This window comes from Brevundimonas sp. UBA7506, assembly GCF_002479495.1.
Classification (GTDB): domain Bacteria; phylum Pseudomonadota; class Alphaproteobacteria; order Caulobacterales; family Caulobacteraceae; genus Brevundimonas.
Genome location: NZ_DLNQ01000009.1, coordinates 1 through 26,907 on the forward strand (window position 1 = coordinate 1; position 26,907 = coordinate 26,907).

The window sequence follows — 26,907 nt, forward strand, 5'->3', positions numbered from 1 at the left end:
CAGCAAGGCCGCCAGGTGCGGCCCACTTCCATCTGCACCGCCTGGTGCAACTCGGTCAGCCGCTATAGGCCTCGGCGGCCCCGAAGCGATACTCAATCACGGACGCGGCGGCGTCGAACGCCAGTCGGGCTGGTTCTCGCTCCGAAGAATCTTGCGCGGGACCCTGTTCCGTCTCGATCGCAGGATTATCTGCCCGACGAAGGCTTCATCGCCGCGCCGGACAGGCCGCCATTTCGTGCGCCTACAGCACCTCTTAACGGTGTTTGATCTAAATACATCACCTTCACAAGGTGAGGCCCAATCATGAGGCGCTGCTTTTCCCTTCTGCCGCCAACCCGCGACCGGCGCGGGGTCGCCGCCATCGAGTTCGCCATGGTGGCGCCGCTGCTGATCCTGATGATGCTCGGCATGGTGGTGTACGGCGGCTGGTTCTGGATGGCCCACTCCGTCCAGTCCCTGGCTTCCGAAGGCGCAAGGGCCGCCATCGCCGGCCTGGACCCGACCGAGAGAGAAGCCCTGGCCCGCGGCTTCGTCGGCGCTCAGGTCGGCGACCTCGGCTTGCGCCCCGACCGCGCCTCGGTCGAGGTGCAAAGCACCGTCAGCGTGATCCGCGTTCACGTCGTCTATGACGCCAGCGACCATCCGCTGATGGCTCTGGGGGCCATCATCCCCCCGCCGCCGCGCACCATTCGACGGACCGCCGTCGTCCGTCTGGGCGGGTACTGAGATGACGTCCCGGCGCTGGCTTGGCGATGAAAAGGGCGGCGTCGCCATCATGACGGCGGCCTTCGCCGGCCTGATATGCGTGCTCGCGGCCCTGGCGGTCGACCTGGGCTCCGTCTCGCTGAAGGCGCGGCAGATTCAAGGGACGGCGGACCTGTCCGCCCTGGCCGCCGCCCGCGATCTGGCCCGGGCCGAGACGGCCGCCCGCGCCACCGCCTCAGCCAATCTGACTGACTGGCAGGCCCTCACCGTGACCCGGGGCGGCTATGTCGCCGATGCCCGCATCAAGCCCGAGGACCGCTTCAGCCCCGGCGTCAGCGAGCCCAATGCCGCAAGGGTCGAGGTGACCGCGCCCGCCCCGCTCTTCTTCGGGCGCTGGATCCTGAACCGCCCCAATGTGACCGTGCGAAGGACCGCGACCGCCGCCATCCCGGGCGGTCAGCCCCAGGCCATGTTCTCGATCGGCTCGCGGCTCGCCAGCCTGGACGGGGGGCTGGCCAACGCCCTGTTGTCGGGCCTGCTGGGCAGCAATGTCTCGCTGACCGTAATGGATTACCGGGCCCTGGCCGGCGCCCAGGTCAACCTCCTGCAGTTCTCCGACGCTTTGGCGGCGGATCTGGGCGTGACGGCCGGCGACTACGACGCCCTGCTGCAACACGAGGTTACGGCGGGCCGGGCCCTGAAGGTGCTGGAGTCCATTGCAGGATCCGACACGAAATCAGTCCTCGGCAAACTGACCCGCACGCCCGTCGACGCCAGACTGAAGCTGAAGGACCTGATCGGGGTCGAGGCCGACGCCCGGCAGGGCCTGCGCGAGGCGCTCAACGCCGAGGTTTCCGCCCTGGATCTGATCATGGCCTCGCTGGAGACCGCCAACGGCGACCGTCAGGTGGCGCTGGATCTGGGCGCCCGCGCCGGACTGGCCGACGTGGATGTCATGCTGGCCATCGGCGAACGCCCGAACAAGTCCCCTTGGCTGACCATCACCGGCAAGGACGACCCCATCATCCGAACCGCTCAAGCCCGCGTCTATCTGAAGGCGACGACGGCCCAGGCCCTGTTCGGCCTGGCCCAGGTCAAGCTGCCGGTGCTGATCGAGGCGGCCGCGTCGGAGGCTCGCCTGAAACGCATCAACTGCGAGGGGGCGAGAACAGTCACCCTGGCGGTGCGCCCCGGCGTGGCGCGAGCGCGCATCGGAACTATCGACGAAGCGAAACTGAAAAATTTCAAGGCGCCGCTGGCCAGCTCGCCCGCGACCCTGGTGTCGGTTCTGGGTCTGGTCACGATCAAGGCCCAGGCCGATGTGGAGATCGCCGACCTGAGCTGGCAGGATGTCACGTTCAGCGCCTCGGACATCTCGCACCAGACGGTCAGGTCGGTACGCGCGCGCGGCTTCGTCAACGGCCTGATCGTCAGCCTGCTGCAAAGGCTGGACGTCGATGTCGACGTCATCGGCCTGGGTCTGGGGCTCGGCGATCTAGCCAAGGCGCTCGGCGCCCTGCTGACGCCGCTGGGACCCGCGCTCGACGGCCTGGTTCAGCCCCTGCTCGACCTGCTGGGGCTGAAGCTGGGCGAGGCCGACGTGCGGGTGCACGGCGTCCAGTGTCCGACCCAGGGTCGGACGCCGGTTCTGGTGGGGTGAAAGAGGGGCGCCCGCGCCCCTCGGCCTGTTCGCGTCAGCCTTCGACGGAACGCAGGCCCGAGACCGAGGCCTGCTGCACCACCGGGCGGCGCTGGCCCCCGGCGGCGATGATGCGGTCGATGCGGGCTTTCTCGGCGCGGAAGGCGGCGAGATCAGCCCCCGCCAGGACGGTGCCTTCCTGGGTCTTGATGCCGGACGGATTGATCCGTTGGCCGTTGCGCCAGATTTCGTAGTGCAGGTGCGGGCCGGTCGATGCGCCGGTCGAGCCGACATAGGCGACGACCTGACCTTGTGACACGCGCTGGCCGGCGCGGATGCCCGAGCCGTAGCGCGACAGGTGGCCGTAGCCGCTTTCCAGGCCGTTGGCGTGGCGGATGCGCAGCCAGTTGCCGTAACCGCCCCAGCGACGAGCCTCGACAACCACGCCGTCGGCGGGCGCCACGACGGGCGTGCCGGTGGTGGCGGCGAAGTCCATGCCTTGGTGCATCTTGCGATAGCCCGAGATGGGGTGGGTGCGGACGCCGAAGTTGGAGCTGACGCGGCGGAAGCTGGTCAGCGGGGTGCGCATCATGGCGGTGCGCGTATTCTTGCCGGTGGCGTCGAAATATTCCGCCGTCTTCGCGCCGGGTCGCTGATAGCGGTAGAAGGCGTGCCCCTTGAGCTCGGCGTAGAGCAGATCGCCGGTTTCCACCGTGCGGCCCGCCTCGGTCACCGAACGGTCGAAGACCAGGGTGAATTCATCCGAGGCCCTCACGTCGCGTTGCATGTCGAACTTGTGCGCAAACAGCTGGCTGGCGCGACGGACGACCGCCGAGGTGGCGCCCAGCTCACGGGCGCTGGCCGACAGCGAACGCTGGACCTTGTCATTGGCGACGACGGTTTCGTGCGTCACCTTTTCGTCGAGGGCGCGCAGACGCAGCGCGCCGTCGAAGCTGCGCGACACGGTCAGCTGGCTCGCCGGGCCGGTGCGCATGGTCAGACCAATCAGGCGGGCGTCGCCCCGACCGCCGCGCGGCTTGGAGACGGCGGTCTCGAACTTCAGGCCGGCGCGCATGTCCTTTAGGTCGAAGGCGCTGGCGATGGTGGCGGCGACGGCGCTGGCTTCATCGGCGCCGATGCCGGTGCGGCGTACGGCCTGCTCGAAGGTTTCGCCGCGGCGGATTTGCACGGGGATGGCCTCAGGGGCCGTCAGGCCGGTCGGCGCGCCAGCGGCGGCGTAGGCCTGGGTCTCGAGATAGGCCATCTGTTCCGACGTCAGCGCGGGAACTTCCTCGGCGCGAACCGGTTCATAGGCTTGACCCGCCACAAGGGCGATGGCCACTGCGGCGGCGGTCGTCAGGAGATGCGGCGCAAGCCGCATCGGCTGGCGGCGCGGATCGAACTGAGCCATCGGTCCCCGGCAATCGACGACGCCCTACTGGCGCCAAACCATTCGAATCATGGATCGCGCCCCGGCAGCCCCGAAAACGCGAAGCGAGCGATATAGCCCGTCCGTCCCATCTTGGGAAGCGCGTAGGTTACAATTGGTTAACTTGGGCGAGGCGACGTCAAGTATTCCGCTGTTTTTCCTGAATCATCGGCGCAGAAGCGCCCTTTTCTCGCCTTGCTTGACTGAACAGTGACTGAAGCGCCACGCCCCAGTGTTGATGCGGCCACAACTGTTGTCCGCGAGCAATCTGTGGCGTTGTCACCCCATCCTTCCGCCGACGTACGCGAGCGCCTTTGACCGACGAAACGCCCGTCCTCCAGTCCGACCCCGCGCCGGGGTCCAAGCCGCCGCCCCGCCGCCCGCGTTCGGCCGTCCGGACGGCGCTGATCATTCTGCTGATCGGCCTGCTGCTCCTGGTCGTCCTGGCCGCCGCCCTCTACCTCAACCGGCGCGCCGCCGCCCGCGAGCTGCTGACCGGCTGGCTGGACCGCAAGGGCATCGATGCGGATGTCGAGGTGGAGCGACTCGAAGTCGACGGCTTCGTCGGCAAGATCAGCATAGGCGACCCGCGCGACCCCGACTTCAAGGTCGAACGGGTCGAGGTCGACTACGCCCTGGGCATGCCCTGGTCGCAGACCGGGCTTGGCGTCACCCCCAGCCGCATCCGCCTGGTCCGCCCCTTGGCGCGCGCCAGCTGGAAGGACGGCAAGTTTTCGCTCGGCTCGCTGGATCCTCTGATCGAAGAGTTCATGGCCAAGCCGCCGCGCCCGGATCAGCGCGCGCCCCTGGTCATCGTCGAGGGCGGCCGCGCCCGCATCGACACCGAATACGGCCCCCTGCAGGTTCTGGCCGACGCCCGCATCGACGACAGCAAGCTGATGCGGCTTAGCGCTCGCCTGCCCGCCGCTTCGTTGAAGAGCGGCGACACCGAAGCGCGCGGCCTGAGCGCCGCCGTCGACCTGACCACTGTCGGCGACCGCGTGGCGCTGAAGCTCGAAGCCGCCGCCGAACGCTTCGCGGCGCAGGACGCCGAAGGCGCCAATGCGCGCCTGAACCTGACCGGCGACCTGCCCTATCCCGACCTGAAAAAGCGTCGCGGCGACGGACGCGCCGTCATCGCCGCCAGCCTGAACGCCGACGTCCTGAAGGCGGGCGGCGTTGAGGGGCGCAAGACCGAGGCCGCGCTGGACTTCGACGGCCGGACCGAGGGCTGGATCGAGACCTTCCAGATCATTGGCAAGGGCCAGACGCGCGTGCGCGTCCGGCAAGTGACCGGCGAAGGCATGACGGCGCGCGGCGCCGACCTCGCCCTCAGCCGCGCCGACGTCACGGTCAAGCGCGGCCAGCGCGGACTGGAATGGCGCGTCGCCTCGCCCGTCGCGATCCGGCTGGACAGCGGCAAGGCGGCGGGAACCCGCCTGACCCAGGCCGTTCTGTCGTCGAACGGCCTGACGGCGGGCGGACGCGACGCGGCCTTCGAGGTGCAGGGACCGCTGGCCCTGACGGCCGGACAGCTGTCCACCGGCGACCTCAGCCTGAACGAGGCGCGCGGACGGCTGGATCTGGATCTGGTGCGTGACGGCGTGACGCGCATGACCGCCGCCGGGGCCCTGTCCGCCGCGCGCGCCGCCTGGCCCGGCCTCGGCGCCCCGGCGAAGGACGACCTGCCCGAGATGGCCGAGCTGAAGCGAGCCCTGGGCGCTTTCGCGCTCGACGCCCCGGGGGTCAGGCTGGCCGCCGGCAGCGCTGGAACCGAGCTGGTCCTGACGCGCCCGATCACGGCGCGCCCGGCCAACGGCGGCCTGCTGACCCTGAGCCCCGCCCAGACGCCCCTGTTCGCGGCTGAGGCCGGACAATCGGGCGGCGGCGCCCTGAGCATCACCTCTCAACGCGGCGGCGGCCTGCCTCAGGCCCAGATCGCCGTCTCGTCGTGGAGCCTGACGCCCGGGGGCTTCCGCGCCGCGCTGGACGGCGAGGCGGCGCTGGACTTCGGCCCGGCCCGCGCCATCGCCCTGTCCACGAAGGGCGAGCTGGCCTCCAGCGGCGGCCGACTGACCTATACGGCGAGCGACTGCATCCCGCTCAGCGTCGAGCGGCTGGAGCTGGGCGAGAACGACGTGACCGACGTCGCCGGCCGTTTCTGCCCCGCAGACGCTCCGCTGATCACCGTCGTGAACGGGAGCTGGCGCGCGCAGGGCGCCCTGGCCGGCGTCGAGGCGACCGCGCCCTTTCTGGCCATGCGCTTCTCGGACGCCCAAGGCCGGCTGGTCGTGGACGGCAAACCCGCCGGCCTGTCGATGACCGCCAGCGTGTCGCGCGCCCTGGTCGCCGACACGACCGCCCCGCAACGCTTCCTGCCGCTGACGGCGATCGGCGAAGCGCGGCTGGCCAATGACGTCTGGAGCGGCGGCTTCGATCTGAGCCGGCTGGAGCACGCCATCGGCCGCATCGACCTGCGCCACGACGGCAAGGCAGAGGCGGGCGGCGTGACCATCAGCGCGCCCAACCTGGCCTTCAGCCAGTACGGCCTGCAGCCCGATGACCTCAGCCCCCTGGCGGGCGACTACCTGAAGTCGCCGGTCGAGGGCGCGGCCGGGTTCGAGGGCCGCTTTGACTGGACCCCGACCACCACGTCCAGCTCCGGCGTCGCCACCATCACCGAACTCGACTTCACCAGCCCGGCCGGCAAGGTGCAGGGCCTGAAGGGCCGCGTCGAGTTCACCAGCCTGACCCCGCTGATCACCGTCCCCGACCAGGTGCTGACGGTCGATCGGCTGGAGACGGTCACCCCGCTGACCGATCTGGTGCTGCGCTTCGCCCTGGACGAAAAGGCCCTGGCCCTGGCCGGCGGTCAGATTCAGGCGGCGGGCGGCCGCATCAGCATCGAGCCGTTCAGCATCCCCCTGACGCCCGGCGAGACCTGGGGCGGGGTGATCCTGGTCGAACAGGTGCAACTGAACGAGCTGATGAAGAGCGCCAACCTGCAGGACAAGGCCGAGCTGGACGCCGTGGTTTCCGGCCGCTTGCCCTTCACCTACGCCCCCGACCTCGGCTGGCGCGTCAGCGGCGGGGTTCTGAACGCGGTGCGGCCGGGTCGGCTGTCGATCCAGCCCGAGGTCTTCGACGACCTGGCGGCCGGAGGCGCCGCCGCCGACGGCGCGGCCCTGCCGCCCAACACCATGCAAGACCTCGCCTATCAGGCCATGCAGGACCTGGCGATCAGCGACCTGACCGCCGAGGTCAACAGCCTGGACGAAGGCAGGCTGGGGGTCCGCTTCCGCATCAACGGCCGCCACGATCCGCCCGAGCGCGAACAGCTGCGCCTCAGTTGGATGGAGCTGATCCGCCGCGACTTCCTCAACAAGAAGTTGAACCTGCCTTCGGACACGCCCATTGACCTGACGCTGGACACGACCTGGAACGCCAACCAGATCGTTTCGGACCTGATGGAATACGCCCGTCGCGGCGAAGCGCCCAAAGACGAACCTTGAGATCAAGCCTTGAGATACGGCGCCGCTTTGTTCAGAACCCGTTCACGCACCGGGGCGTTAGATCGCCACGACTTCAACCGCCGCCCTCGGAGACCGGCCTCATGATCAGCAAGCGTCAGATCGCCCTGCTCGGCCTCGCCGCCGTCAGCGCCGCCGCGTGCGCGCCCACGGTGAACATCAAATTCAGCGAACCGCTGCAGATCTACGCCAAGCTGGACGCCGACATCCGCATCAAGCTCGACCAGGAACTGCAGAACCTCCTGCGCGAAAACCCCAACCTGTTCTGACCGGAAGAAAGGGGCTGAACATGATCAATCGCAAACTCTTCGTCGCCGTCGCCGCCGTCGCCGCCCTGGGCGCCGCCGCAGGCGCGGCCGTCGCCCAGACCGCCTCGCAAAAAGCCCTGGTCGATCAGGCCAAGGCCGCTGGCTCTGTCGGCGAGCAGGCCGATGGCTACCTGGGCGTCCGCACCTCGGTGAACGCCGACACCCAGGCCGCCGTCAGCGCCACCAACGCCGGCCGCCGTCAGGCCTACGCCCGCAGCGCCGCCGACGCCGGCACCTCTGCCGACGTGGCCGGGGCCCGGATGTTCGAAACCCAGCTGCTGCCGCGCATCAGCTCGGGCCAGTGGTACAAGAACGCCGCGGGCCAATGGGTCCAGCGCTGATCTGATGCAATGAAAACGCCCCGGGTCGAAGGTCGGACAGGACGGTTCCTGCTGGCCCTCGGCCTGGCGGTGGCGATCGCCGCCGTCGCCGTGCTCGGCCTGGCCGCCTACTGGCGACTGATCGGCGGCGGACCGATGTCCGTTCACGGCTGGATCGCCATGGGGCTGGGCGTGCTGTGCACCGTCGGCCTGGCCTGGGTGTTGATGAGCCTGGCTTTCCGCTCGGATCGCGAAGGCTGGGACGACCGGGTGGACAATCATCTGGACCCCGGCCGCGACAAGGCCGAAGACGACGATCTCACCTATTGATGCGCCCGGAGCCCGCCATGCGTTTCGCCCTGCTGTTCTCCGCCCTTTCGTCCGCCGCCGCCCTGACGGCCTGTTCCCAGCCCGGCGAGAAGGCTCCGCCCCCTGCGGCCGAGCCGCGCGCCCTGGCCGGGGTCGATCTGGACCAGCCGCTGCGGGTGCTGGGCACGGAACCCTTCTGGGCCGTCGAGATCACGCCGGCGGGTCTGATCTATTCGGGCGTCGACCGCCCCGAGCAGAAGGCCGCCAACCCCGGCCCGGTGCTGCAGGGCACGGTGGCGACCTGGACCGCCGAGACCGCGGCCAAGACTCCGCTGGTGGTCACTCTGATGGCCACCGACTGCTCTGACGGCATGAGCGACCGGACCTATCCCCTGACCGCCAAGGTCGAGATCGGCGGCGAGAGCCTGGCCGGCTGCGCCGCCGCCGTCGCGGCGATCGAGAAGGCCGGCGAATCCGGCCGCGTCGAATAGGGGATCTGGCGCCGGAATTGCTGCAGGGGCCCCGAGCCGCTTAACGCTTCCCAAAGCGGCGCTATCTCATGGTGGCCGCATGACCCCCGTCCAGACGCCTGTCGATCTTCGTCCGCTGACCGCCCTGCGGTTCATGGCGGCCCTGTGGGTCGCGCTCTACACCTTCTGGCCCAATCTGGACGTCGGCTTTCTGCCGAACCTGGCGGCCAAGGGCTATCTGGGCGTCGAGCTCTTCTTCGTCCTGTCGGGCTTCATCCTCAGCCACGTCTATCTGCACGCCTTCGCCGAGAAGCGCTTCTCCTATCGCGGCTTCCTGTGGGCGCGGATCGCGCGGGTCTATCCGCTGCACGTCTTCACCCTGCTGGGGGTGATGGCGCTCGGCCTGGCCGCTGTCGCCGTGGGCATGAATATCGACGGCAGCGTGCTGAGCTGGAAGAGCCTGCCCGCCCACCTGCTGATGCTGCACGCCTGGGGCTTCGCCAATGAGGCGGGCTGGAACCACCCGTCATGGTCGATCTCGGCCGAGTGGTTCGCCTATCTGGCCTTCCCCCTGTTCGCCCTGGCGGCCTGGCCTCTGAGGAAGCGCCCCTGGGTGGCCACGGCGGGAACGGCGGTCTTCCTGATGGGCCTCTATGCGGCGTTCGAGCGCTTAGCGGGCTTTCCCCTGACCGAGGCCACCTTCCGTTGGGGCGCGTTGCGCATCGTGCCCTGCTTCGCCTACGGCTGCGCCCTCTATCTGGTCTATCGTCGAGCGCCCCTGCCTCGCGCCGGGCTGCTGGCCCTGAGCGCCGCCGTCGTCATGGTCGCCTCGGCCTCGGTCCTGGCCTGGGACGCCGTCACGGTTCTGGCCGCCGGCCTGCTGATCCTGGCCCTGGCCTCCATCCCTGACGGTCAGGCCGGCTGGCTGGGCTCGAAGCCCGCCGTCTATCTCGGCGAGATCAGCTACTCGGTCTACATGGTCTGCGCGCCCTGGCAGATTCTGGCGGTCAACCTGGCCGCCCGGGCGACCGGCGCAGACGACAAGCGTCTTCACGTTCTCGTGTGGTTGGGGGTCATTCTGGGCCTGATCGTCGCGGCGGCCGCCACCTATCACCTGATCGAACGCCCGGCGCGCAAGGCTTTGCGAGGGATGGCCGAGCGACGCCGCCCGCCTGTGGATCACGCGGCGAAACAGTCGGAAACGGTTCTTCAACCTTCGGACACTATCGTCTAAGGCTTGGTCCGCGTTTTGGTCGGGAGCACGCCAGATGATGAAACGGCTCACAGCCGCCGCAGTTGCGGCGACCCTTGGTTTCTTTGCGATCGGCCCTGCGCCGGCCAAGGCTGATGATCCCTACTGGCAGTGCGTGACCTTCGCCCGCATGTTCTCGGGCATCAACATCTTCGGCGACGCCTGGACCTGGTGGCGTCAGGCGGTCGACAAGTTCCGCACTGGCCGCGCCCCCGAAACCGGCTCGGTGCTGGTCTTCCAGCCCACCGGCCGCATGGACAAGGGCCATGTCGCCGTCGTCTCCGACATCCTGACCGACCGCGTCATTCGCGTGACCCACGCCAACTGGGGCGGCAGCCGCGGCAAGGTGGAAGAGAACGTCACCGTCGTGGATGTGTCGGCGGCCGGCGACTGGAGCCGGGTCAAGGTTTGGTACAACCCGATCAACGCCCTGGGCACCACCGTCTATCCGACCTACGGCTTCGTCTACAAAGGCGCCCGCGACGCCTTCGACAACGGTCGCCAAATGGCCGCCGCCGCTGCGAATGAGCCCCGCGCCGCCAACTGACTTTTCCATCGCCTCCGGGCTGGCTCTTCGGGCCTGATGCGGCGATAGGTGGCGGATGACCGACGCAAGTAACGACATTCGCGGCCACGCTATCGAGGCCGCCAAGCACGAGCCGACCGGCATCACCTACGCCGGCTATCTGTCGCTCGACGACCTGCTGAGCGCCCAGCACCCGCGCTCGGACCAGCATGATGAGATGCTGTTCGTCATCATCCATCAGACCAAGGAACTGTGGCTCAAGCAGATTCTGCACGAGATGGCCCTGGCCCAGAGCCTCATCCGCGCCGGCGATCTGGTCCCCGCCTACAAGAGCCTGGCCCGCGTCAGCCGCATCCAGTCGGTCATGACCCAGAGCTGGGACATCCTGGCCACCATGACCCCTTCGGACTACCTGAAGTTCCGCGGCGACCTGGGCGCCAGCTCGGGCTTCCAGAGCGACCAGTTCCGCCGCCTGGAGACCATGCTGGGCCTCAAGGACCCGCGCTTCCTGCGCTTCCACGTCGAACGGCCCGAGGCCCATGCGGCCCTGATCGCGGCCATGGAGGCCCCCAGTCTCTATGACGACGCCTTGCGCCAGCTGTCTCTGGCCGGCCTGCCGGTGCCCGCCGAGGTGCTGAACCGCGACGTCAGCCAGACCTATGAGCCGTCCGAGGGCGTCGAGGCCGCCTGGCTGGAGGTCTATCGTGACACCGAGCGCTGGTGGCCGCTCTATCAACTGGCCGAGAAGCTGGTCGATCTGGACGACGCCCTGCTGACCTGGCGCCACAAGCACGTGGTGACGGTCGAGCGCATCATCGGTCGCCGTCAGGGCACGGGCGGCACCGACGGCGTCGGCTATCTGGTCGAGACGCTGAAACGCCGCTGCTTCCCTGAACTCTGGTCGCTGCGCACCAAGCTTTAACCGAGCAACCTTCGCTGCTGGCGCGGGTTTCACCTGCGTCAGCCATGGAGGTTTCTGGTGAGCAGCCCCAACAGTCATGACATCAAGGTTTTGAACCATCTGGCCGTCGGTGTCGTCGACAGCGCCGACGGCTATGCCGAGGCGGCGGCCGAGACGGATGATCCCCGCTATCGCGACCTCTTCCTGCGCCGCAGCGACGAGCGGCGTCGGGTGGCGGCCGATCTGCAAACGGCGGTGCGCGGCATGGGCGGCCAGTCCGAGGACGAGGGCTCCATCCTGGCCAAGGCGCAGCGCGCCTTCATGGACATCAGGCACGCTCTGATGCGCGACGAGGCCTCGGTCGTCGGCTCGATCGAAAGCAGCGAGGCTCATCTGCAGGCCCGCTTCGACCGCGCCCTCAGCGATGAGGCCCTGTCGGCCACGACCCGTGAAACCATCCGTCGCGCCCAGGCCGCCGTCCGGTCCGGCCACGAGGAAATGCATGTCCTGCGTCGTAGCCTCGAGGGGCAGCGCGACGCGGACAATCCCCTGCATCCGCAGTAGGACGTGGGATCTCCCTCGCCATGAAGGGGAGGGGGAAGGTCGCGCTCAAGCAGCGCGGCGCCGCGCGACGCGCGATAGCGCCCCAGAATGACAAAAGGCCCCGGCGTTTCCGCCGGGGCCTCGATCTATCAGCGTCGGGTCGAAGCTGGATTAAGCCTCGTCGCCCTTGTCGGCCGAACCGGTGACCGGAACGGTGGCGCCCTTGGCCGGACGGGTCGTCTGGCGCTCGGCGATACGGGCCGACTTACCGCGACGGTCGCGCAGGTAGTAGAGCTTGGCGCGACGGACGACACCGCGGCGCTTCACTTCGATGGACTCGACGTTCGGCGACAGGATCGGGAAGCGACGCTCCACGCCTTCACCGAAGGAAATCTTGCGGACCGTGAAGGTCTCGTTGATGCCGCCGCTGTCGCGGGCGATGCAGACGCCTTCAAACGCCTGGATGCGTTCGCGCTCGCCTTCCTTGATGCGCACGTTGACGCGCAGGGTGTCGCCCGGCTGGAAGTCGGGGATGGTCTTGCCTTCGAGCAGGCGGGCTTTTTCTTCGGCAGCGATCTGCTGGACGATGTTCATGTCTATTCTCCTCGGGCTTTAGCGCCCTTTGCCTTTGATTTGGCGGAGCCAGGCTCCGCAGCCGTCTTTGCAAGATGCGCCGCCCAGAGGTCCGGGCGCCGTTCCCGCGTCGTCTCTTCCCGCTGCGCCTCTCGCCATTGCGCGATCTTCTTGTGATCGCCCGACAGCAGCACTTCGGGAATGTCGTGCCCCTCGAACGTCCGCGGTCGCGTGTACTGCGGGTGTTCCAGAAGGCCGTCCTCGAAGCTCTCGGACGACAGGCTTTCAGCCGCGCCTAGAACACCGGGGACCAGTCGTACGCACGCCTCGATCGCCACCATGGCCGCCGCCTCGCCACCGGCGAGAACCGCGTTTCCGACGGAGATCTCCTCGAACCCTCGGGCGTCGAGCACCCGCTGGTCCACCCCCTCGAAACGACCGCAAAGCACGACGATGCCGTCGGCCTTGGCCCATTCCTTCACTCGCGCCTGCGTCAGGGGTCGACCGCGTGCGCTCATGTACAAAAGCGGCCGAGGCGGGCCTTCCAGACTATCCAAAGCCCGAGCCACCACGTCCGCTTTCAGCACCTGCCCGGGACCGCCACCCGCAGGGGTGTCGTCCAGGAAGCCGCGCTTATCTTCGGAAAACGCCCGAATGTCCAGCGTCTGCAGATCCCACAGCCCCTTCTCGCGCCAGGCGGTGCCGATCAGCGACACGCCGAGCGGCCCTGGAAAGGCCTCGGGGAACATGGTCAAGACGGTGGCGGTGAAGGGCATGGCGGCGGCTCATACAGGAAACCCGGCAATCCGGCGAGCCGGTGCATCGCGATGGAGCAACGCCAGGGCTGGTTGACTTACCCGTTCGACGCGCCCCAATTCAGAATTCAGGAATCTGCGAGACTCCATGCGCGCCCTTGTTTCCCTCCTTGCTCTGCTAGGCGCTTCCGCCTGTGCCGCGCCCTCCAAGGTCTACGAGGCCCGAATGCCGCTGGAGGTCAGGCGCGCCGAAGGTCAGGCGCCGCGTATGGGCGACGTCGCATTGCGCGCGGGCGGGGACAGCAAGGGCGATCCATTCTCGTTCACCCTCCGGTTCGACAGCGATGGCGAACGTCTAGGCCAGCCGCATTCGGTAGGATGGACCGTAAAGTTCGGCGACTACTGCCGCGACCGCCCCAGTTGGGTTCAATCGGTTCTGATCGGGCCGAATGGTCAGGCTTGGCCGGGGTGGCGCGTCTTCGTACCTGCCGGTTTGGACAGAGGTCAGGATTGGTCCACCGGCTACGCCAGCACCAACGATGCCGGCGCTGCAGCCACGTCCGGACTGCTTGAAGCCCTGAAAAAAGGCGGCCGTTTCAAAATAGCCCTGGAAGACGACGAAGGCCGATACTGGCATGAAGCCGTCATCGATCTTCAATCGCCCTCCCGCTGGGAACAGTTGTTCGCCGCCAATCGCGTCGCAGTCGGCGCGGCAGATCCCGACATGCCCCCGAGAGGGGCGACACCACTTATCGCTGTGTATCAACCGCCATTTACGCCGCCGCCCCTGCCACGCCCGTGTCCGTGACGACGAGTATAGAATCCTAGTTCGGCGCTCCGCCGCCCGCCGCGATCCAGGCGTCGACCTGATCGGCCAGCACGTCCAGCGGCACCGAGCCGGAGCCGAGGACCACGGCGTGGAAGTCCTTGATGTCGAAGCGCGGTCCCAGCGTCGTCTCGGCCTTGTGGCGCAGCTCCTCGATCTTCAGCTCGCCGATCTTGTAGCTGGTCGCCTGGCCGGGGTTGGTGATGTAGCGCTCGACTTCTTTCTGGATGTCGCGCTCCGACAGCAGGGAATTCTGGCGGAAGTAGTCCATCGCCTGCTCACGGCTCCAGCGCTTGGCGTGCAGGCCGGTGTCGGTCACCAGACGCACCGCGCGCCACAGCTCGGTCGAGAGACGGCCGAAGTCGGAATAGGGGTCCTGATAGAAGCCCATCTCCTTGCCCAGTTGCTCGGCGTAGAGCCCCCAGCCCTCGGCGTAGGCGCCGTAGCCGCCGAAGCGACGGAAGCGCGGCAGGCCCTCGATCTCCTGCGCATAGGCGATCTGGAAGTGATGGCCCGGCGCGCCCTCGTGATAGCTGATGCCCTCGATCTGGGGCTTCAGCACCTGGGTCATGTCCGACAGGTTGACGTAGTAGATGCCCGGGCGCGAGCCGTCGGGCGCAGGCGCATTGTAGAAGGCGATCGAGGCCGTGGCCTCACGGAACGGCTCGACGGCGCGGACCTCCAGCGCCGCCTTGGGCAGGTTGGAGAACCACTGGGGCGCCACCGCCATGACCTGGGCGATGAAGGCGCGAGCGTCGGTCAGGTACTGCTCCTTGCCCTCGGGCGTATTGGGATACTGGAAGCGCGGGTCGGTCTTCAGGAAGACGAAGAAGTCCTGCAAGGAGCCGTCAAAGCCCACCTTGGCCTTGATGACCTCCATCTCGCGCTGGATGCGGGCCACCTCGTCCAGACCGATCTGGTGGATCTGGTCGGCGGTCAGGTCGGTCGTGGTGGAGAGCTGCAGGCGGGCGTTGTAATAGGCCTCGCCGTTCGGCAGCCGCCAGACGCCTGCGTCGCTGTCGGCCATAGGCCGGACCTCGGCCAGAGCGGTCAGCACGGTGTCGAAGCCGCGCCTGTAGGGGCCGGTCAGGGCGGCGCGGGCCGAGGCCAGAAGTCGGTCCTTGGTCGCCTGATCGGCGTCGAGCGCCGCGACCTTCTTCTGGAAGTCGGCCCAGACCGGGTTGTCGGCGCCGCCATCGAAAGGCGCGCCGGTGATGACGTTGCGGGTGTTCTCGATCGAGGGCGCAAAGACGAAGCGCGGCGAGACCACGCCCTCGGCGGCGCGGGCCTTCAGCGTCGTGGCCACCTGGCCCATGTAGCGTTCCGCTTCGCCGATGCGCGAGACATAGGCCTCGGCGTCCGAGACGCTGCTGATGCGATGGTTGTTGATCAGGAAGACCGGCAGGCTGGTCGTCGGATTGCCGTTGGCGGCGAACTGGAAGCCCCAGTCACGCCACTGGTTCGACAGGCGCGCCTGCTGCACGCCGTATTCGAACAGACGCCAGGACATCTTGCTCTGCGCGTTCAGCTTGGCCGGATCGAACTCGGCCTTCATGCGCGCCAGTTGAGATTCTTGCAGGGCCAGCGCGCGGGCCGAGGCGGCGTCCGAGACATCGTCCAGCTTGTCGTAGTCGGTCTTCAGGCCCAGGCCGGTCATCTGCTGCGGGCTGAGCGCGATGCGTTCCTGGAAGGCCTGATCAAAGAAGGCGTTGAGGCGGGCGTCCTCGCTCTGGGCCTGTGACGAAGCCGCAGCGGGCGCCGCCGTTTGGGCCATGACGGCGGGCGCGACGGCGCAAAACGCCAGAACGGCGGCGGATGAGATCAGAAGACGACGCATGAAACCCCCTCGAAACGACGAGGCGGCACTGTTCCCGCAATGGGGAAGCGACGCAAGGTCAGCCGCCGCGCAGGTCCGTGATCGTCCGACCTGGCGCGATCTGCTCGGCGTCAGTGATCAGGTGGATCAACGCCGGACGGCCGCCCGCCGCCGCTTCGCGCGCCGCCGCCAGGGCCGCCGGGAAGTCTGCGGTCGCCTCGCAACGCACGGCGAAGGCGCCGAAGGCCTCGGCGTACTTCACGAAGTCCGGGTTCTTCAGGTCGGTGGCGATGACGCGGGCGGGATATTCCCGCTCCTGGTGCATTCGGATGGTGCCGAAGGTGCCGTTGTCCACGACCACCACGATGACGCCGAGGCCGTACTGGGCGGCGGTGGCCATCTCGTTGGCGCTCATCATGAAGTCGCCGTCGCCGGCGATGCAGACCACCTCGCGCGAGGGCAGGGTCGCCTTGGCGCCCAGGGCCGCATGATAGCCGTAGCCCATGGCGCCCGAGGTCGGGGCCAGCTGGGTGCGACGGGCCTGATGGCGGTGGAAGCGGTGCAGCCAGGCGGCGAAATTGCCCGCCCCATTGGTCAGGATGGCGTCCTCCGGCAGGGCCTGCGCCAGATGGGCGATGACCTCGCTCATATTGACCGCGCTCTTCACCTCGATGGGCGAGGAGAAGGCGATGAAGTCGGCGTGGGCGGCGGCGCCCTGCTCGCTCCAGGTCCGGCCCGGTTCGATGCTCGACAGGGCCAGGGCCGCCAGCGAATTGTCAGAGGCGGCCGACAGGCTCGGCGCCCAGACGCGGCCGAGTTCCTCTGCCCCCGGATGGACATGGATCAGGGTGTCAACCGTCTTCGTCCGGTCCAGCAGGGTATAGCCTTGGGTCGGATTCTCGCCCATGCGCGCGCCGATCACCAGCAGCAGGTCTGCCTCCTTGACCCGCGCGATCAGCTTGGGGTTCGGGCCCAGGCCGAGGTCGCCCGCATAGCCCGGATGATCGTTGCGGATCAGATCCTTGCGGCGGAAGGACAGGGCGACGGGCAGGCCCAGACGCTCGGCCCAGCTCGAAATCGCGTCGGTGGCGGCGTCGGTCCAACCCGAACCGCCGAGGATCAGCACGGGGCGTTCGGCGCGCGACAGGCGTTCGCGTACCTGTTCGACGAAGGCCGGGTCCAGTGCCGCCTTGGCGGCGACGACGGGGCGCACCGGGGCGGGGCCGCCGTGGTCGTGCAAAATGTTCTCGGGTAGGGCCACAACGACCGGCCCCATGCGTCCCTGCAGGGCGGTGGCGAAGGCGCGCTCCACGATCTCGACGGTGCGCTCCGGGCTTTCAATCTCGGTCGCCCACTTGGCCAGTCCGCCGAAGACCTCGCGGTAGTCGACCTCCTGGAAGGCGCCGCGGCCGCGGTCGGTCAGGGCGATCTGGCCGACGAACAGGATCATCGGCGTGGAGTCCTGATGCGCCGTATGCACGCCGATCGAGGCATGGGTCGCGCCCGGTCCGCGCGTGACCATGCAAACGCCCGGCTTGCCGGTCAGCTTGCCATAGGCCTCGGCCATGTTGGCGGCGCCGGCCTCGTGACGGCAGACGATGACCTCGATCCGGTCCCGCACGTCGGCCAGGGCGTCGAGCACGGCCAGATAGCTTTCGCCCGGCACGCAGAAAACCTTGTCGATCCCGTTCATCACGAGGGTGTCGACCAGACGGCGGGCGGCGGTGTCGAAAGCTTGCGTCATGGTTTCGCCGTTAGCAGATTGAAGGATGAATTGGCCATGCAACCTTATGGCCAAGCTTCACGTTGAAGCGCTCATTCGTCTCATCTTCGGGGAAATCATCATGCGCAAGCTCATCGTTCTCGGCGTCATCGCCGCCGCCTTGACCACCGCCGCCTGCAACACCGTCGCCGGCGTCGGCCGTGATCTGGAAGCCGCCGGCCAGGCCGTGACCTCGAGCTCCAACTCGGCCCGCAACTAGGGCCGACTCCCCGGCGACGGCGTTACGATCGTTTGCGATGCCGCCACAAAAGCGTAGCCTCCCTCCCTCAGACTGCCTACTTCAATCGGAGGACGACCATGGGACTTCTGGATAACGTGCTGGGCGGCCTCGGCGACGACGCCGCAGGCGGGCTGTCGGACCTGCTCAAGGGTCAGGGCGGAGTCGCCGGCCTGGCCGAGAAGTTCGGTCAGAACGGTCTCGGCGACGTGGCGGCCTCGTGGATCGGCAAGGGCGGCAACGCCGCGATCTCACCGGAGCAGATCGCTTCTGTGCTCGGCTCGGGGCCCATCGCCGACTTCGCCGCCAAGCTGGGCGTTTCACCGGAACAGGCCAGCGAGACCCTGGCGGGCCTGTTGCCTGAAGCTGTCGACCGCCTGACGCCGGGCGGTTCGGCCGATGGCGCCGACGACCTGCTGGGCGGACTGCTGAACAACCTGCCGGGCGGCCTTGGCGACGCCCTGGGCGGCCTGTTCAAACGCTAGACCTAGGCCTCGGCCTCATAGGTGACGCCCGTCAGATAGAGCCCGTCTGACGGCGCCACCGGGCCGCAGCGCGCGCGGTCCTTGGCCTCAAGCGCATCGGCCAGATCGGCCACGGCCCAGCGACCCAGACCGACCTCGGCCAGACTGCCGGCCATTGAACGCACTTGCCGATGCAGGAAGCTGCGCGCCTCGAACACCAGATGCACCTCTTCGCCGACTCTGGCGACGCGGGCGACGTCCAGAGTCTTCACCGGACTGGCCGACTGGCACTGGGCGTCGCGGAAGGTGGTGAAGTCGTGCAGGCCGATCAGCGCTTGCGCCGCCGCGTGCATGGCCTCTGCGTCCAGCGGCTTCTTGACGTGCCAGACCCGGCCTCGGTCCAGAGCGGGACGACCCGGCCGGTTGAGGATGCGGTAGAGGTATTTGCGCCCGTTGGCGGTGAAGCGGGCGTGCCAGTCGTCGCTGACAGGGGCGCAGTCGAGCACCGCCACCGCCTCATGCATCAGGTGGGCGTTGAGCGCGTTCATCACCGTCCGCGCCGGCCAGTCCTTGTCCAGATCGACATGACAGGTCTGGCCCGTGGCGTGGACGCCCGTGTCGGTGCGCCCGGCGGCGGCGATGCGCACGGTTTGACCGCTGAAGGCCGTCACCGCCGTCTCGATGGCGCCCTGCACCGTCGGCTGACCGGCCTGGGCCTGAAAGCCGTTGTAGGCCGAGCCGTCGTACTCGACGGTAAAACGGTAGCGGGGCATCAGCCCAAAACCACCCCGGCGGGAACCGCGAAACCGCGCAGCATCTCTTCCGCCGACTGCGCCGCCTTGCCGGGGCGCTGCACGCGGCTCAGGCGCACCGCGCCGGTTCCGCAGGCCACCGTCAGGGCGTCGTCCAGAACCTGACCTGGCGTGCCCTGCCCGTCAGCCATCGCCGACATCAGGGCCTTGATGCGCACCGGCTCGCCGTCCGCCTCGACCTCGAACCAGGCGCCGGGGAAGGGCGACAGGCCGCGAATATGGGCGTCCACCTCGACGGCGGGGCGGGTCCAGTCGATGCGGGCCTCGGCGGGCGTGATCTTCTTGGCGTAGGTGGTTTCGCCGACCTGCTCGGTCTCGGTGAAACCGCCGCGCTCAATGGCGGCGAGCGCCCGCGGCCACAGGGCGGCGCCCAGGTGGGCCATGCGCTCGGTCAGGCTGGCGGCGGTGTCGTCGGGATAGATGTCCATGACCTCGGACAGGATGATGGCGCCTTCGTCCAGGCCCTCGCTCATCCGCATGATCTGGGCGCCGGTCTGACGGTCGCCGGCCATGATGGCGCGCTGGATCGGCGCGGCCCCGCGCCAGCGCGGCAGCAGCGAGCCGTGCAGGTTGAAGCAGCCCAGACGCGGGGCCTCCAGCACTTCAGGCTTGAGGATCTGGCCGTAGGCGACGACGCAGGCGGCGTCGAGATCGAGGCTGCGGAACGTGTCGATGGCCTCGGCGGCCTTCATGCTCTCGGGCGTGAAGACGGGCAGGCCCATGGCCTCGGCGAAGGCGTGAACCGGCGACGGCGTCAGCTTCTGGCCCCGGCCCTTGGGGCGCGGCGGTTGCGAATAGACGGCGACGATCTCGTGTCCCGAGGCGATCAGCTCGGCCAGCGACGGCACGGCGAAGTCGGGGGTTCCCATGAAGGCTAGGCGCATGGCCACGCCTTTAGACCGTGGGGCCGATTACATCCAGCGCGTATAGACGCCGCCGCCCTCGTCCCATTCGCCGCCTGCGTCGAGCGCGTCGTCGAAATCGAGCAGGCGGTCCAGCAGCAGGCCCGCCACCACGCCGACGGCGGCGACGGCGACGATGGTGGCCAGGCTGGCGGCGCCGACCTTCTGATTGCGGGTCATGCGGCGACGGCCGCGCGGATCGATGATCGTGGTCTTGCGGGCCATCAGGCGGCGAGCCTTGCGTTCTTCTTGACCTTGGCGACGGCCCGTTCGCGACGCAGACGCGACAGGTGGTCGATGAACAGGACGCCGTTCAGGTGATCCAGTTCGTGCTGGAAGCAGACGGCGTAGAGACCTTCGATCTCTTCCTCGATCTGCTCGCCGGCATAGTTCAGGTAGCGGACGCGGATGCGAGCGGGGCGTTCGACGGCGTCGAAATATTCCGGCACCGAGAGGCAGCCTTCCTCGTAGGAGAAGAGCTCGTCCGAGGCCCAGATCACTTCAGGGTTGACGAAGTAACGGGGGTTGCGGCGCGCCAGGGCGTCTTCCTCGGTTTCCGGTTCGTCCGGCTGCCCCTCAACGACCTTGTCGCCGAGGTCCATCACCACGACGCGTTTCAGCTCGCCGATCTGGGCGGCGGCCAGACCGATGCCCGGCGCGGCGTACATGGTCTCCAGCATGTCGTCCATGAGGGCGCGCAGCTCGTCGGTCACGCCGCCCTCGACGGGCGGGGAGACGGCCTTGAGGATCGCCAGGTCGGCGGCGTTATCGATGGTCAGGATGCGACGAATAGCCATGGCCCGCAGGTAGGGTGCGGGCGGCCCAACGTCAAGAATTTCCGAGTGCGGCGCTTGGTCTTGCGCGTGCGATAGGTGGTTTCAACCAGCCGAGGCCATGGCGATCCCGGCGACCTGCATGATCGTCCAGACCGCCCCGCCGATCGCAAGCAGACCCCCCGCGCCGGCCGCCTTCAGCCGCGCCCGGCACAGGCCTTCGAACCGCTCAGGATCGACCGCACGCTCGATACGGCGCGCGGCGTGTCCCTTGCTGCGGATCACGCCGGTCTGGCGCGCCTTGAGCAGGGGCAGCAGCTCCCGCAGCATCAGGAACAGCCCGCCGAGAAAGGCCCCGATCCCCGCCAAGGTCCACATGTTCAACCTCCAAGCCTCGCCCGAGGCGAAGGCTGAACCTTGTTACGCCTAGGCCTTGCTGTCCAGCACCGGCGGCAGCGGACGCGGCTTGCGGTCCTCGTCGATGGCCACATAGGTGAAGACGCCCTCGGTCACGCGCACCGAGCGGGCCTCGGCCTCGCCGCGCGAGCGCTTCCAGACCTCGACATGGACGCGGATCGAGGTGCGGCCGGTGTGGATCACCTTGGCGTAGGTCGAGACCTCGTCGCCGACCGAAACCGGCTGGTGAAAGACCATGCCGTCCAGGGCCACGGTGGCGCAGCGGCCGTTGGCGCGCTCGAAGGCCGGGGTGGCGCCGGCGAGGTCCATCTGGGCCAGCAGCCAGCCGCCGAAGATGTCGCCCTCGGGGTTGGTGTCGGCGGGCATGGCGATGACGCGGCCGACGGGCTGGCCTTCGGGCAGGAGGACGGGGGTCTGTTCGGCGTCGGTCACGTTCAGGGCCTTGAAAGTCTAGGGGAGGACTTCTCCATGCGCCTCGCCTTGGACCGCATCAAGGCCCCTATCCGCGCGGCCGCAGCCGATCCAGCAGCCCCTGCAGTCCGTGCCGTTCGGCCACCGGCGAGCGCCACAGCTCCCCGGCCCGCGCCCGTGCGCGCGCGGCGTCGAACAAACGCTTCATCGTCGCCGTATCGAAGCTCAGCATCCCGCCCTGATCCGGCGCATCGGGGATGGAGGCGACGCTGATCGGCAGGCCCTGGGCCGCGCAGAAGGTCGTCGCCGTCCCCAGGGCCTGGCGATAGGAAAACCGCAGCATGGCGTCAAAGCTGCGGGTCAGGATGGCGGCCATGTTTGGCGCGGTGGTGCGCGGCTCGGGCTCCAGCACGGTGTTGACCAGGACATAGGCCCGCCCGCCGTGCAGCCGCCGGCCCAGCCGGTTCCAGCGCAGCAGGCCCTCGGGCATCAGGAACAGGGGGGCGGCGACGCCGCCGTCGACGTGCATCTCCTCGAAGCTCTCGCCATCGACCTCGCAGCGAATGCGGCGCGGCGGAAACAGGCCCGGCAGGCTGGCCGAGGCGGCCAGGACCTCGCGAAACAGAGACACCGCCTCGTCGCCGCCATGCGCGGCGATCGCCCCCATGTCCCAGATGCAGGCCCGCTGGCTGTCCAGATCAGTCGTCGCCACCAGCAGGCGCCGCCCGCGCGCGTGCTCGGCCGCCACGGCGTCGATCAGGGCCTCGTCGACAAAGGGGTGGATCAAGGCGTCCAGGGCCTCGCCCCGGAACAGCCCGCCGGTGAAGGTCGAAGCCAGCCGGCGCAGGCTCAGCAGATCGGCGGCGTGGCCCCCGACATAGGCGTCGGCCAAGCGCTCGTCCCAGGCCGGTCCTAGGAAGGCGAAGGGAGCGATCAGGGCGCCGGTGCTGACCCCGGTGACCAGGGCGAACGCGGGCCGCGCTCCGGCCTCGGTCAGCCCGACCAGGGCCCCCGCGCCATAAGCCCCGCCCGCTGCGCCGCCGGAAATGGCCAGCATGTCGAACCGCCCGGACGCCCAGCCGGAACGCGGCAACGACAGGCGGTCCGCGGCCGCCTCCAGCGAGGCCTCGGCCTGCTCAACGCTCAGACGGATGTCGGAAAACCCCTGGATCCTCCCGAGGCCGGGAGGCGGCGCGGGCAGGCGGCCTCTGCGCGGACGTCGAACGGGAGGAGGGGCGTCGCTCACGCCCCTTCATCGACCGCTGCGCGGTCGGCGTCAAACAACGGCGACCACGATCACGGTGGAGGCAATTTCACGGACTGGCGAAATGTGACGAAACTGTAGCGAAAAAGGCGCGCCCGAATGACAAACAAGGCTTTCTCGCGTCAAAAATATTGCCGCTCGATCCGAGAACGACGATGAAGCGGCCTAACCAACCGTTCACTCCTGAACGTTTGGGGGGGAATAGACCAATGAACATGAAGAAATCTCAGCTCATGGGCTCCACGCTGATCGCCGGCCTGACGGCCGCCGCCATGATCAGCGTCGCCCCTGGCGCCGCTGCTGCTCAGGAAGACCAGGCTACCAACCTCGGTGAGGTCGTCGTCACCGGTTCGCGCATCCGCCGCAACCCGACCAACTCGCCGACGCCCCTGATCCAGATCGGTCAGGAAGAACTGCTGCAGTCGGGCGAAGTCAACGTCATCGATTTCCTGGCCGATATCCCGGCCCTGTCCACCTCGCAGGTGCCGGAAGACACCACGGGTTCGAACCTGAACGACGGCGGCCTGTCGCTGCTGAGCCTGCGCGCCCTGGGCGCCGTGCGCACCCTGGTGCTGGTGGACGGTCGTCGCCACGTCGGCTCGAGCCCCGGTTCGCTGTCGGTGGACGTCGACACCATCCCGCGCCTGCTCGTCGCCAACACCGAAGTGATCACCGGCGGCGCCGCCGCCGTGTACGGCGCTGACGCCGTCTCGGGCGTGGTCAACTTCATCATGCGCAAGGACTTCGACGGCCTGGAGATCGACGCCTCGATCGCCGAGATCAACCAGGACCATCAGCTGAGCGAACGCCTCTCGGTCCTGTGGGGCCAGAACCTGATGGACGGCCGTCTGAACTACTATGTGTCGGGCGAATACCAGCGCAACGACGAGGTTCTGGATTCGGACGTCGACTGGCGCCGTGAATCCTGGGCCCTGATCGGCAACGACGCCGACCCCTCCAGCGCCCCCTCGGACGGCATCCCGGACCAGATCCTGATCCGCGACGCCCGCACCTACATCCGCGGCACCAACTTCGGCGGCGTGACCATCCTGTCGACGGGCGTCAAGCCCAGCGCCGCCAACGACCCCGACGTGCCGTTCCAGACCTGCTCGGCCACGACCTTCTCGGCCAACTGCTTCTCGCTGGCGCCGTCGAACCGCCTGGACAACGCCTACCTGTACAATGATCAGGGCCAGTCGCGCCCGGTCACCTTCGGTTCGATCCGTCAGGGCACGGGCTTCAGCCGCACCACCAGCAACGGCGGCGAAGGCCAGGTCTCGAACACCGAGCAAGGCCAGGCCAGCCGCCTGCCGGAATCGGAGAACTATCGCTTCCAGACCGGCCTGAACTTCGACATCACCGACAATGTCAGTCTGTTCGCCGAAGCCAAGTACGTGGAGGAAGAAACCTACGACGCCGGTCAACGCGTCTTCCACGATTTCAATATCCGCGCCCTGGCGCCCAACACCGTCGGCGCCATCACGGCCACCTCGGCCTTCGAGATCGGCCTGGACAACGCCTACCTGCCGTCGGACGTGCGTCTGGCGATCCAGAACAACCGCCGCGACATCTTCAACTCGGCCGGCGCCGTCACCAGCACGGTGGCCGACGCCCGCGCCCAGCACAAGCTGTACGGCCCGGCGCGCAACCAGCTGAACAACCGCGACCTGCAACGCTACGTCGTCGGCCTGCGCGGCGACCTGGGCGATGTGGCCTTCGTCAAGGACGTCAACTGGGAAGCCGGCTACACCTACGGCGAGATGAACAACTCGAACCGCGAACTGGGCGTGGACGTGGTGCGTTACCAGGCCGCGGCCGACGCCGTCATCGACGTCGCGGGCAAGGTCAACGGCAAGCCGGGCGAAGTCGTCTGTCGCATCCAGCTGATGAAGGCCAACGGCGTCCCCGTGCCGGACGCTGTGATCGGCGGAACCACCTACTCGCGTCAGGGCGCCGTCATCGACGACTGCTCGCCGGTCCGCGTCTTCGGTCCGAACGGCTTCACCCAGGAAGGCCTGGACTACCTGCAGGCCGCCGTCACGGTGACCGACCAGAACAAACAGCACGACTTCATGGCCTATACCTCGGGCAAGCTGTGGGACTTCTGGGGCGCCGGCCCGATCGGCGCGTCGATCGGCTACGAGTACCGCAAGGAAATCACCAGCGGTACGGGCCGCGACCGCGACACCGCCGGCCGCTTCCTGTTCCTGAACGCTGGCCCGGACTTCGAAGAAGCCAGCTACGACACCAACGACGTCTTCGCTGAGGTCAGCATCCCGCTGTTCCGCGACAGCTTCCTGGGCCAGTCGGCCGAGATCAGCGGCGCCTACCGCTTCTCGGACTACTCGCATGTCGGCCAGCAAGAGACCTACAGCGCCCAGTTCCAGTGGCGCCCGGTCGACCAGTTCATGTTCCGCGCCACGACCGCCACGGCGATCCGCGTGCCGAACCTGGGCGAGACCAGCGAACCGCTGGGTCAGACCTTCGCCAACGGTTTCAGCGACCCCTGCTCGGCTACGGTCATCAACAACCTGGCCGACCGTTCGATCGCCAACAACCGCATCGCCAACTGCGGCGCTCTGGCCAAGGCTGCGGGCCTGAACCTGAACTTCGCCGATGCCTCGGCCGCCAACGCCTACCTGCCCAACTACGGCAGCGGCTCGGTGTCGGGCCTGGCCGGCGGCAACCCCTTCCTGAAGCCGGAAACCTCGGAAAGCTTCACCGTCGGCGGCGTCTGGACGCCGGACTACCTGCTGCCCAACTTCTCGCTGGTCATGGATTACTATGACATCGAGATCAACGACGCGATCGCCTCGGTGACCGCCCAGAACGCCGCCAACCAGTGCGTCAACGGCGACTCGGTCAACGTCGGCGCCTGCGCCACCCAAACCCGCGATCCGTCGAGCTTCCAGGTTACGAGCTTCATCCAGGGCTCGCTGAACTATGCGGCGCTGACGGCCAAGGGCGTGGACTTCACGGCCAGCTATCGCACCGACCTGCCTGAGTTCTTCGGCCGCAACTGGGGCTCGTTCAGCCACTCGATCCGCGGCAACTGGCTGATCGAGCAGCACGACTTCGTCAACATCGCCGATCCCACGGACTCCAGCGACTTTGAAGACACCGTCGGCATGCCGCGCGTGCGCTTCCTGTCGACCGTCACCTGGGCGCCGATCGACACCCTGGCCTTCACCTGGGATTGGGATTGGCAGGCCAGCCAGGAAATCCTCGACGTGGATAACCTGGTCGCCAACCCCGACCTGTATGAAACCGCCAAGTACCTGGAAACGGGCGACTTCTCGCAGCATGACTTCTCGGTGCGCTGGGCCGCTCGCGACAACCTGACGGTCCGCGCCGGCGTCGTGAACGCCTTCGACGCAGAGCCGGCGCGTTGGCTGGGCAACACGACGGCCGACAACTTCGACCTGTTCGGTCGTCGGTTCTTCCTGAGCCTCAACTACCGCCCGTTCTAAGCCTTGCGGCTAAAACGGAGAGGGCGGCGGACTTCGGTCCGCCGCCCTTTTTCTTGTTCATCCGCATGCAAGCCGATCAAAGGGGCATGGCGCGATGGCTACCCGCGACCCGGTCAGCCTGGCGCCGAGGCGGGTCTGCATAAAAACCAAGGCATGTGGGCCTCGCCTACCGCGGCTCTGCAACCGGGCCGGTTTGAACAAGGGCCCGCTGTGGGATGTAGGCGGCGAGAGTGGCGGCCGCGGAGGCTGTCGGGAAACGCGCCGCGAGGCGCTCGTCTCGGGCCATCATGACCAATCCGGCAAGGGCTGCATGGCCTGGCGGGGGGGGGGGGGCATGCCTTGTTCAAGAGAAGGCTGCCAGACATCGGCGCCGAGACGGCGGTGCGAACACAGGTCCGCAGCGTTTTCAACGATGATGGGAGAAGGGGCGCACCCGAAGAGATTCGTACTCCTGACCCCCAGATTCGTAGTCTGGTGCTCTATCCAGCTGAG

At 68.0% G+C, this 26,907-nt stretch carries 27 protein-coding genes; 15 read left to right on the forward strand and 12 right to left on the reverse strand.

Annotation, left to right across the window (positions count from 1 at the left end):
• Positions 1–303 precede the first annotated feature (303 nt).
• Together B3K53_RS08780 and B3K53_RS08785 are read left to right on the forward strand one after the other, a co-directional pair.
• On the forward strand, positions 304–726 hold the full coding sequence (locus B3K53_RS08780; protein ID WP_292083835.1) for a TadE/TadG family type IV pilus assembly protein: 423 nt from the start codon (positions 304–306) through the stop codon (positions 724–726).
• 1 nt (position 727) lies between these two features.
• Complete coding sequence (locus tag B3K53_RS08785) at positions 728–2,365, forward strand: TadG family pilus assembly protein (protein WP_292083837.1); 1,638 nt, start codon at positions 728–730, stop codon at positions 2,363–2,365.
• Positions 2,366–2,399: 34 nt separating this feature from the next.
• On the opposite strand, the gene B3K53_RS08790 is transcribed toward B3K53_RS08785, so the two are convergent.
• Entirely contained in the window at positions 2,400–3,755 is a 1,356-nt protein-coding gene (locus tag B3K53_RS08790) for a M23 family metallopeptidase (RefSeq protein ID WP_292083838.1), read from the reverse strand.
• Between the two features lie 332 nt (positions 3,756–4,087).
• On the opposite strand from B3K53_RS08790, the gene B3K53_RS08795 reads away from it, so the two are divergent.
• The 9 genes from B3K53_RS08795 to B3K53_RS08835 all read left to right on the forward strand — a co-directional run bounded on the left by B3K53_RS08795 (position 4,088) and on the right by B3K53_RS08835 (position 11,953).
• Entirely contained in the window at positions 4,088–7,285 is a 3,198-nt protein-coding gene (locus B3K53_RS08795) for an intermembrane phospholipid transport protein YdbH family protein (protein WP_292083839.1), read from the forward strand.
• Between the two features lie 101 nt (positions 7,286–7,386).
• Positions 7,387–7,572 carry a YnbE family lipoprotein gene (locus B3K53_RS08800; RefSeq protein WP_292083840.1) on the forward strand — a complete coding sequence of 62 codons (186 nt, stop codon included), beginning with the start codon at positions 7,387–7,389 and terminating at the stop codon, positions 7,570–7,572.
• Positions 7,573–7,592: 20 nt separating this feature from the next.
• Positions 7,593–7,952: a YdbL family protein gene (locus tag B3K53_RS08805; RefSeq protein ID WP_292083841.1), complete on the forward strand. Its 360-nt coding sequence runs from the start codon at positions 7,593–7,595 to the stop codon at positions 7,950–7,952.
• Positions 7,953–7,961: 9 nt separating this feature from the next.
• Entirely contained in the window at positions 7,962–8,261 is a 300-nt protein-coding gene (locus tag B3K53_RS08810; protein WP_292083842.1) for a hypothetical protein, read from the forward strand.
• Positions 8,262–8,278: 17 nt separating this feature from the next.
• Positions 8,279–8,731 (forward strand): COG3650 family protein, encoded by a 453-nt coding sequence (locus B3K53_RS08815; RefSeq protein ID WP_292083843.1) that lies wholly within the window; start codon positions 8,279–8,281, stop codon positions 8,729–8,731.
• A gap of 79 nt (positions 8,732–8,810) precedes the next feature.
• Positions 8,811–9,944, forward strand: coding sequence for an acyltransferase family protein (locus B3K53_RS08820; RefSeq protein ID WP_292083844.1), 1,134 nt, complete (start codon positions 8,811–8,813; stop codon positions 9,942–9,944).
• Between the two features lie 34 nt (positions 9,945–9,978).
• Positions 9,979–10,509: a CHAP domain-containing protein gene (locus B3K53_RS08825; RefSeq protein ID WP_292083846.1), complete on the forward strand. Its 531-nt coding sequence runs from the start codon at positions 9,979–9,981 to the stop codon at positions 10,507–10,509.
• A gap of 55 nt (positions 10,510–10,564) precedes the next feature.
• Positions 10,565–11,410 carry a tryptophan 2,3-dioxygenase gene (locus B3K53_RS08830; protein ID WP_292083847.1) on the forward strand — a complete coding sequence of 282 codons (846 nt, stop codon included), beginning with the start codon at positions 10,565–10,567 and terminating at the stop codon, positions 11,408–11,410.
• Positions 11,411–11,467: 57 nt separating this feature from the next.
• Positions 11,468–11,953, forward strand: a complete 486-nt coding sequence (locus B3K53_RS08835; protein ID WP_292083848.1) for a PA2169 family four-helix-bundle protein — start codon at positions 11,468–11,470, stop codon at positions 11,951–11,953.
• 150 nt (positions 11,954–12,103) lie between these two features.
• Here B3K53_RS08835 and rplS read toward each other — a convergent pair whose 3' ends face one another.
• Together rplS and trmD are read right to left on the reverse strand one after the other, a co-directional pair.
• Positions 12,104–12,526, reverse strand: a complete 423-nt coding sequence (gene rplS, locus B3K53_RS08840) for a 50S ribosomal protein L19 (RefSeq protein WP_292083849.1) — start codon at positions 12,524–12,526, stop codon at positions 12,104–12,106.
• A gap of 2 nt (positions 12,527–12,528) precedes the next feature.
• A complete protein-coding gene (gene trmD / locus B3K53_RS08845) occupies positions 12,529–13,281 on the reverse strand; it encodes a tRNA (guanosine(37)-N1)-methyltransferase TrmD (RefSeq protein ID WP_292036485.1) in 753 nt (250 codons plus the stop codon).
• A gap of 205 nt (positions 13,282–13,486) precedes the next feature.
• Between trmD and B3K53_RS08850 the strand changes: the two genes are divergently transcribed.
• On the forward strand, positions 13,487–14,068 hold the full coding sequence (locus B3K53_RS08850; protein ID WP_292083850.1) for a hypothetical protein: 582 nt from the start codon (positions 13,487–13,489) through the stop codon (positions 14,066–14,068).
• A 16-nt stretch (positions 14,069–14,084) separates the two neighbouring features.
• Here the strand turns inward: B3K53_RS08850 and B3K53_RS08855 are convergent, their stop codons facing one another.
• On the reverse strand, positions 14,085–15,923 hold the full coding sequence (locus B3K53_RS08855; RefSeq protein ID WP_292083851.1) for a DUF885 domain-containing protein: 1,839 nt from the start codon (positions 15,921–15,923) through the stop codon (positions 14,085–14,087).
• Between the two features lie 58 nt (positions 15,924–15,981).
• A complete protein-coding gene (locus B3K53_RS08860; RefSeq protein WP_292083852.1) occupies positions 15,982–17,646 on the reverse strand; it encodes a thiamine pyrophosphate-binding protein in 1,665 nt (554 codons plus the stop codon).
• A gap of 100 nt (positions 17,647–17,746) precedes the next feature.
• Here B3K53_RS08860 and B3K53_RS08865 point away from each other — a divergent pair, with 100 nt between their 5' ends.
• Both B3K53_RS08865 and B3K53_RS08870 read left to right on the forward strand, forming a co-directional pair.
• Positions 17,747–17,884 carry an entericidin A/B family lipoprotein gene (locus B3K53_RS08865; RefSeq protein ID WP_105563734.1) on the forward strand — a complete coding sequence of 46 codons (138 nt, stop codon included), beginning with the start codon at positions 17,747–17,749 and terminating at the stop codon, positions 17,882–17,884.
• Between the two features lie 98 nt (positions 17,885–17,982).
• Positions 17,983–18,387, forward strand: coding sequence for a YidB family protein (locus B3K53_RS08870; RefSeq protein WP_292083853.1), 405 nt, complete (start codon positions 17,983–17,985; stop codon positions 18,385–18,387).
• 2 nt (positions 18,388–18,389) lie between these two features.
• On the opposite strand, the gene truA is transcribed toward B3K53_RS08870, so the two are convergent.
• From truA to B3K53_RS08905, 7 genes are all read right to left on the reverse strand, one after another.
• Positions 18,390–19,139: a tRNA pseudouridine(38-40) synthase TruA gene (truA, locus tag B3K53_RS08875; RefSeq protein WP_292083854.1), complete on the reverse strand. Its 750-nt coding sequence runs from the start codon at positions 19,137–19,139 to the stop codon at positions 18,390–18,392.
• Positions 19,139–20,062, reverse strand: coding sequence for a methionyl-tRNA formyltransferase (fmt, locus tag B3K53_RS08880; protein ID WP_292083855.1), 924 nt, complete (start codon positions 20,060–20,062; stop codon positions 19,139–19,141). The genes truA and fmt overlap by 1 nt, the downstream gene beginning before the upstream one ends.
• 27 nt (positions 20,063–20,089) lie before the next feature.
• Entirely contained in the window at positions 20,090–20,305 is a 216-nt protein-coding gene (locus B3K53_RS08885) for a hypothetical protein (RefSeq protein ID WP_292083856.1), read from the reverse strand.
• A complete protein-coding gene (def, locus tag B3K53_RS08890; RefSeq protein ID WP_292083857.1) occupies positions 20,305–20,877 on the reverse strand; it encodes a peptide deformylase in 573 nt (190 codons plus the stop codon). Before def ends, B3K53_RS08885 begins: the two co-directional genes overlap by 1 nt.
• A gap of 81 nt (positions 20,878–20,958) precedes the next feature.
• Positions 20,959–21,231, reverse strand: coding sequence for a hypothetical protein (locus tag B3K53_RS08895; protein WP_292083858.1), 273 nt, complete (start codon positions 21,229–21,231; stop codon positions 20,959–20,961).
• Between the two features lie 48 nt (positions 21,232–21,279).
• Complete coding sequence (locus B3K53_RS08900; RefSeq protein ID WP_409449649.1) at positions 21,280–21,636, reverse strand: acyl-CoA thioesterase; 357 nt, start codon at positions 21,634–21,636, stop codon at positions 21,280–21,282.
• A gap of 133 nt (positions 21,637–21,769) precedes the next feature.
• On the reverse strand, positions 21,770–22,927 hold the full coding sequence (locus B3K53_RS08905) for a patatin-like phospholipase family protein (protein ID WP_292083860.1): 1,158 nt from the start codon (positions 22,925–22,927) through the stop codon (positions 21,770–21,772).
• 233 nt (positions 22,928–23,160) lie between these two features.
• On the opposite strand from B3K53_RS08905, the gene B3K53_RS08910 reads away from it, so the two are divergent.
• On the forward strand, positions 23,161–26,415 hold the full coding sequence (locus tag B3K53_RS08910; RefSeq protein WP_292083861.1) for a TonB-dependent receptor domain-containing protein: 3,255 nt from the start codon (positions 23,161–23,163) through the stop codon (positions 26,413–26,415).
• Positions 26,416–26,907: the final 492 nt, after the last annotated feature.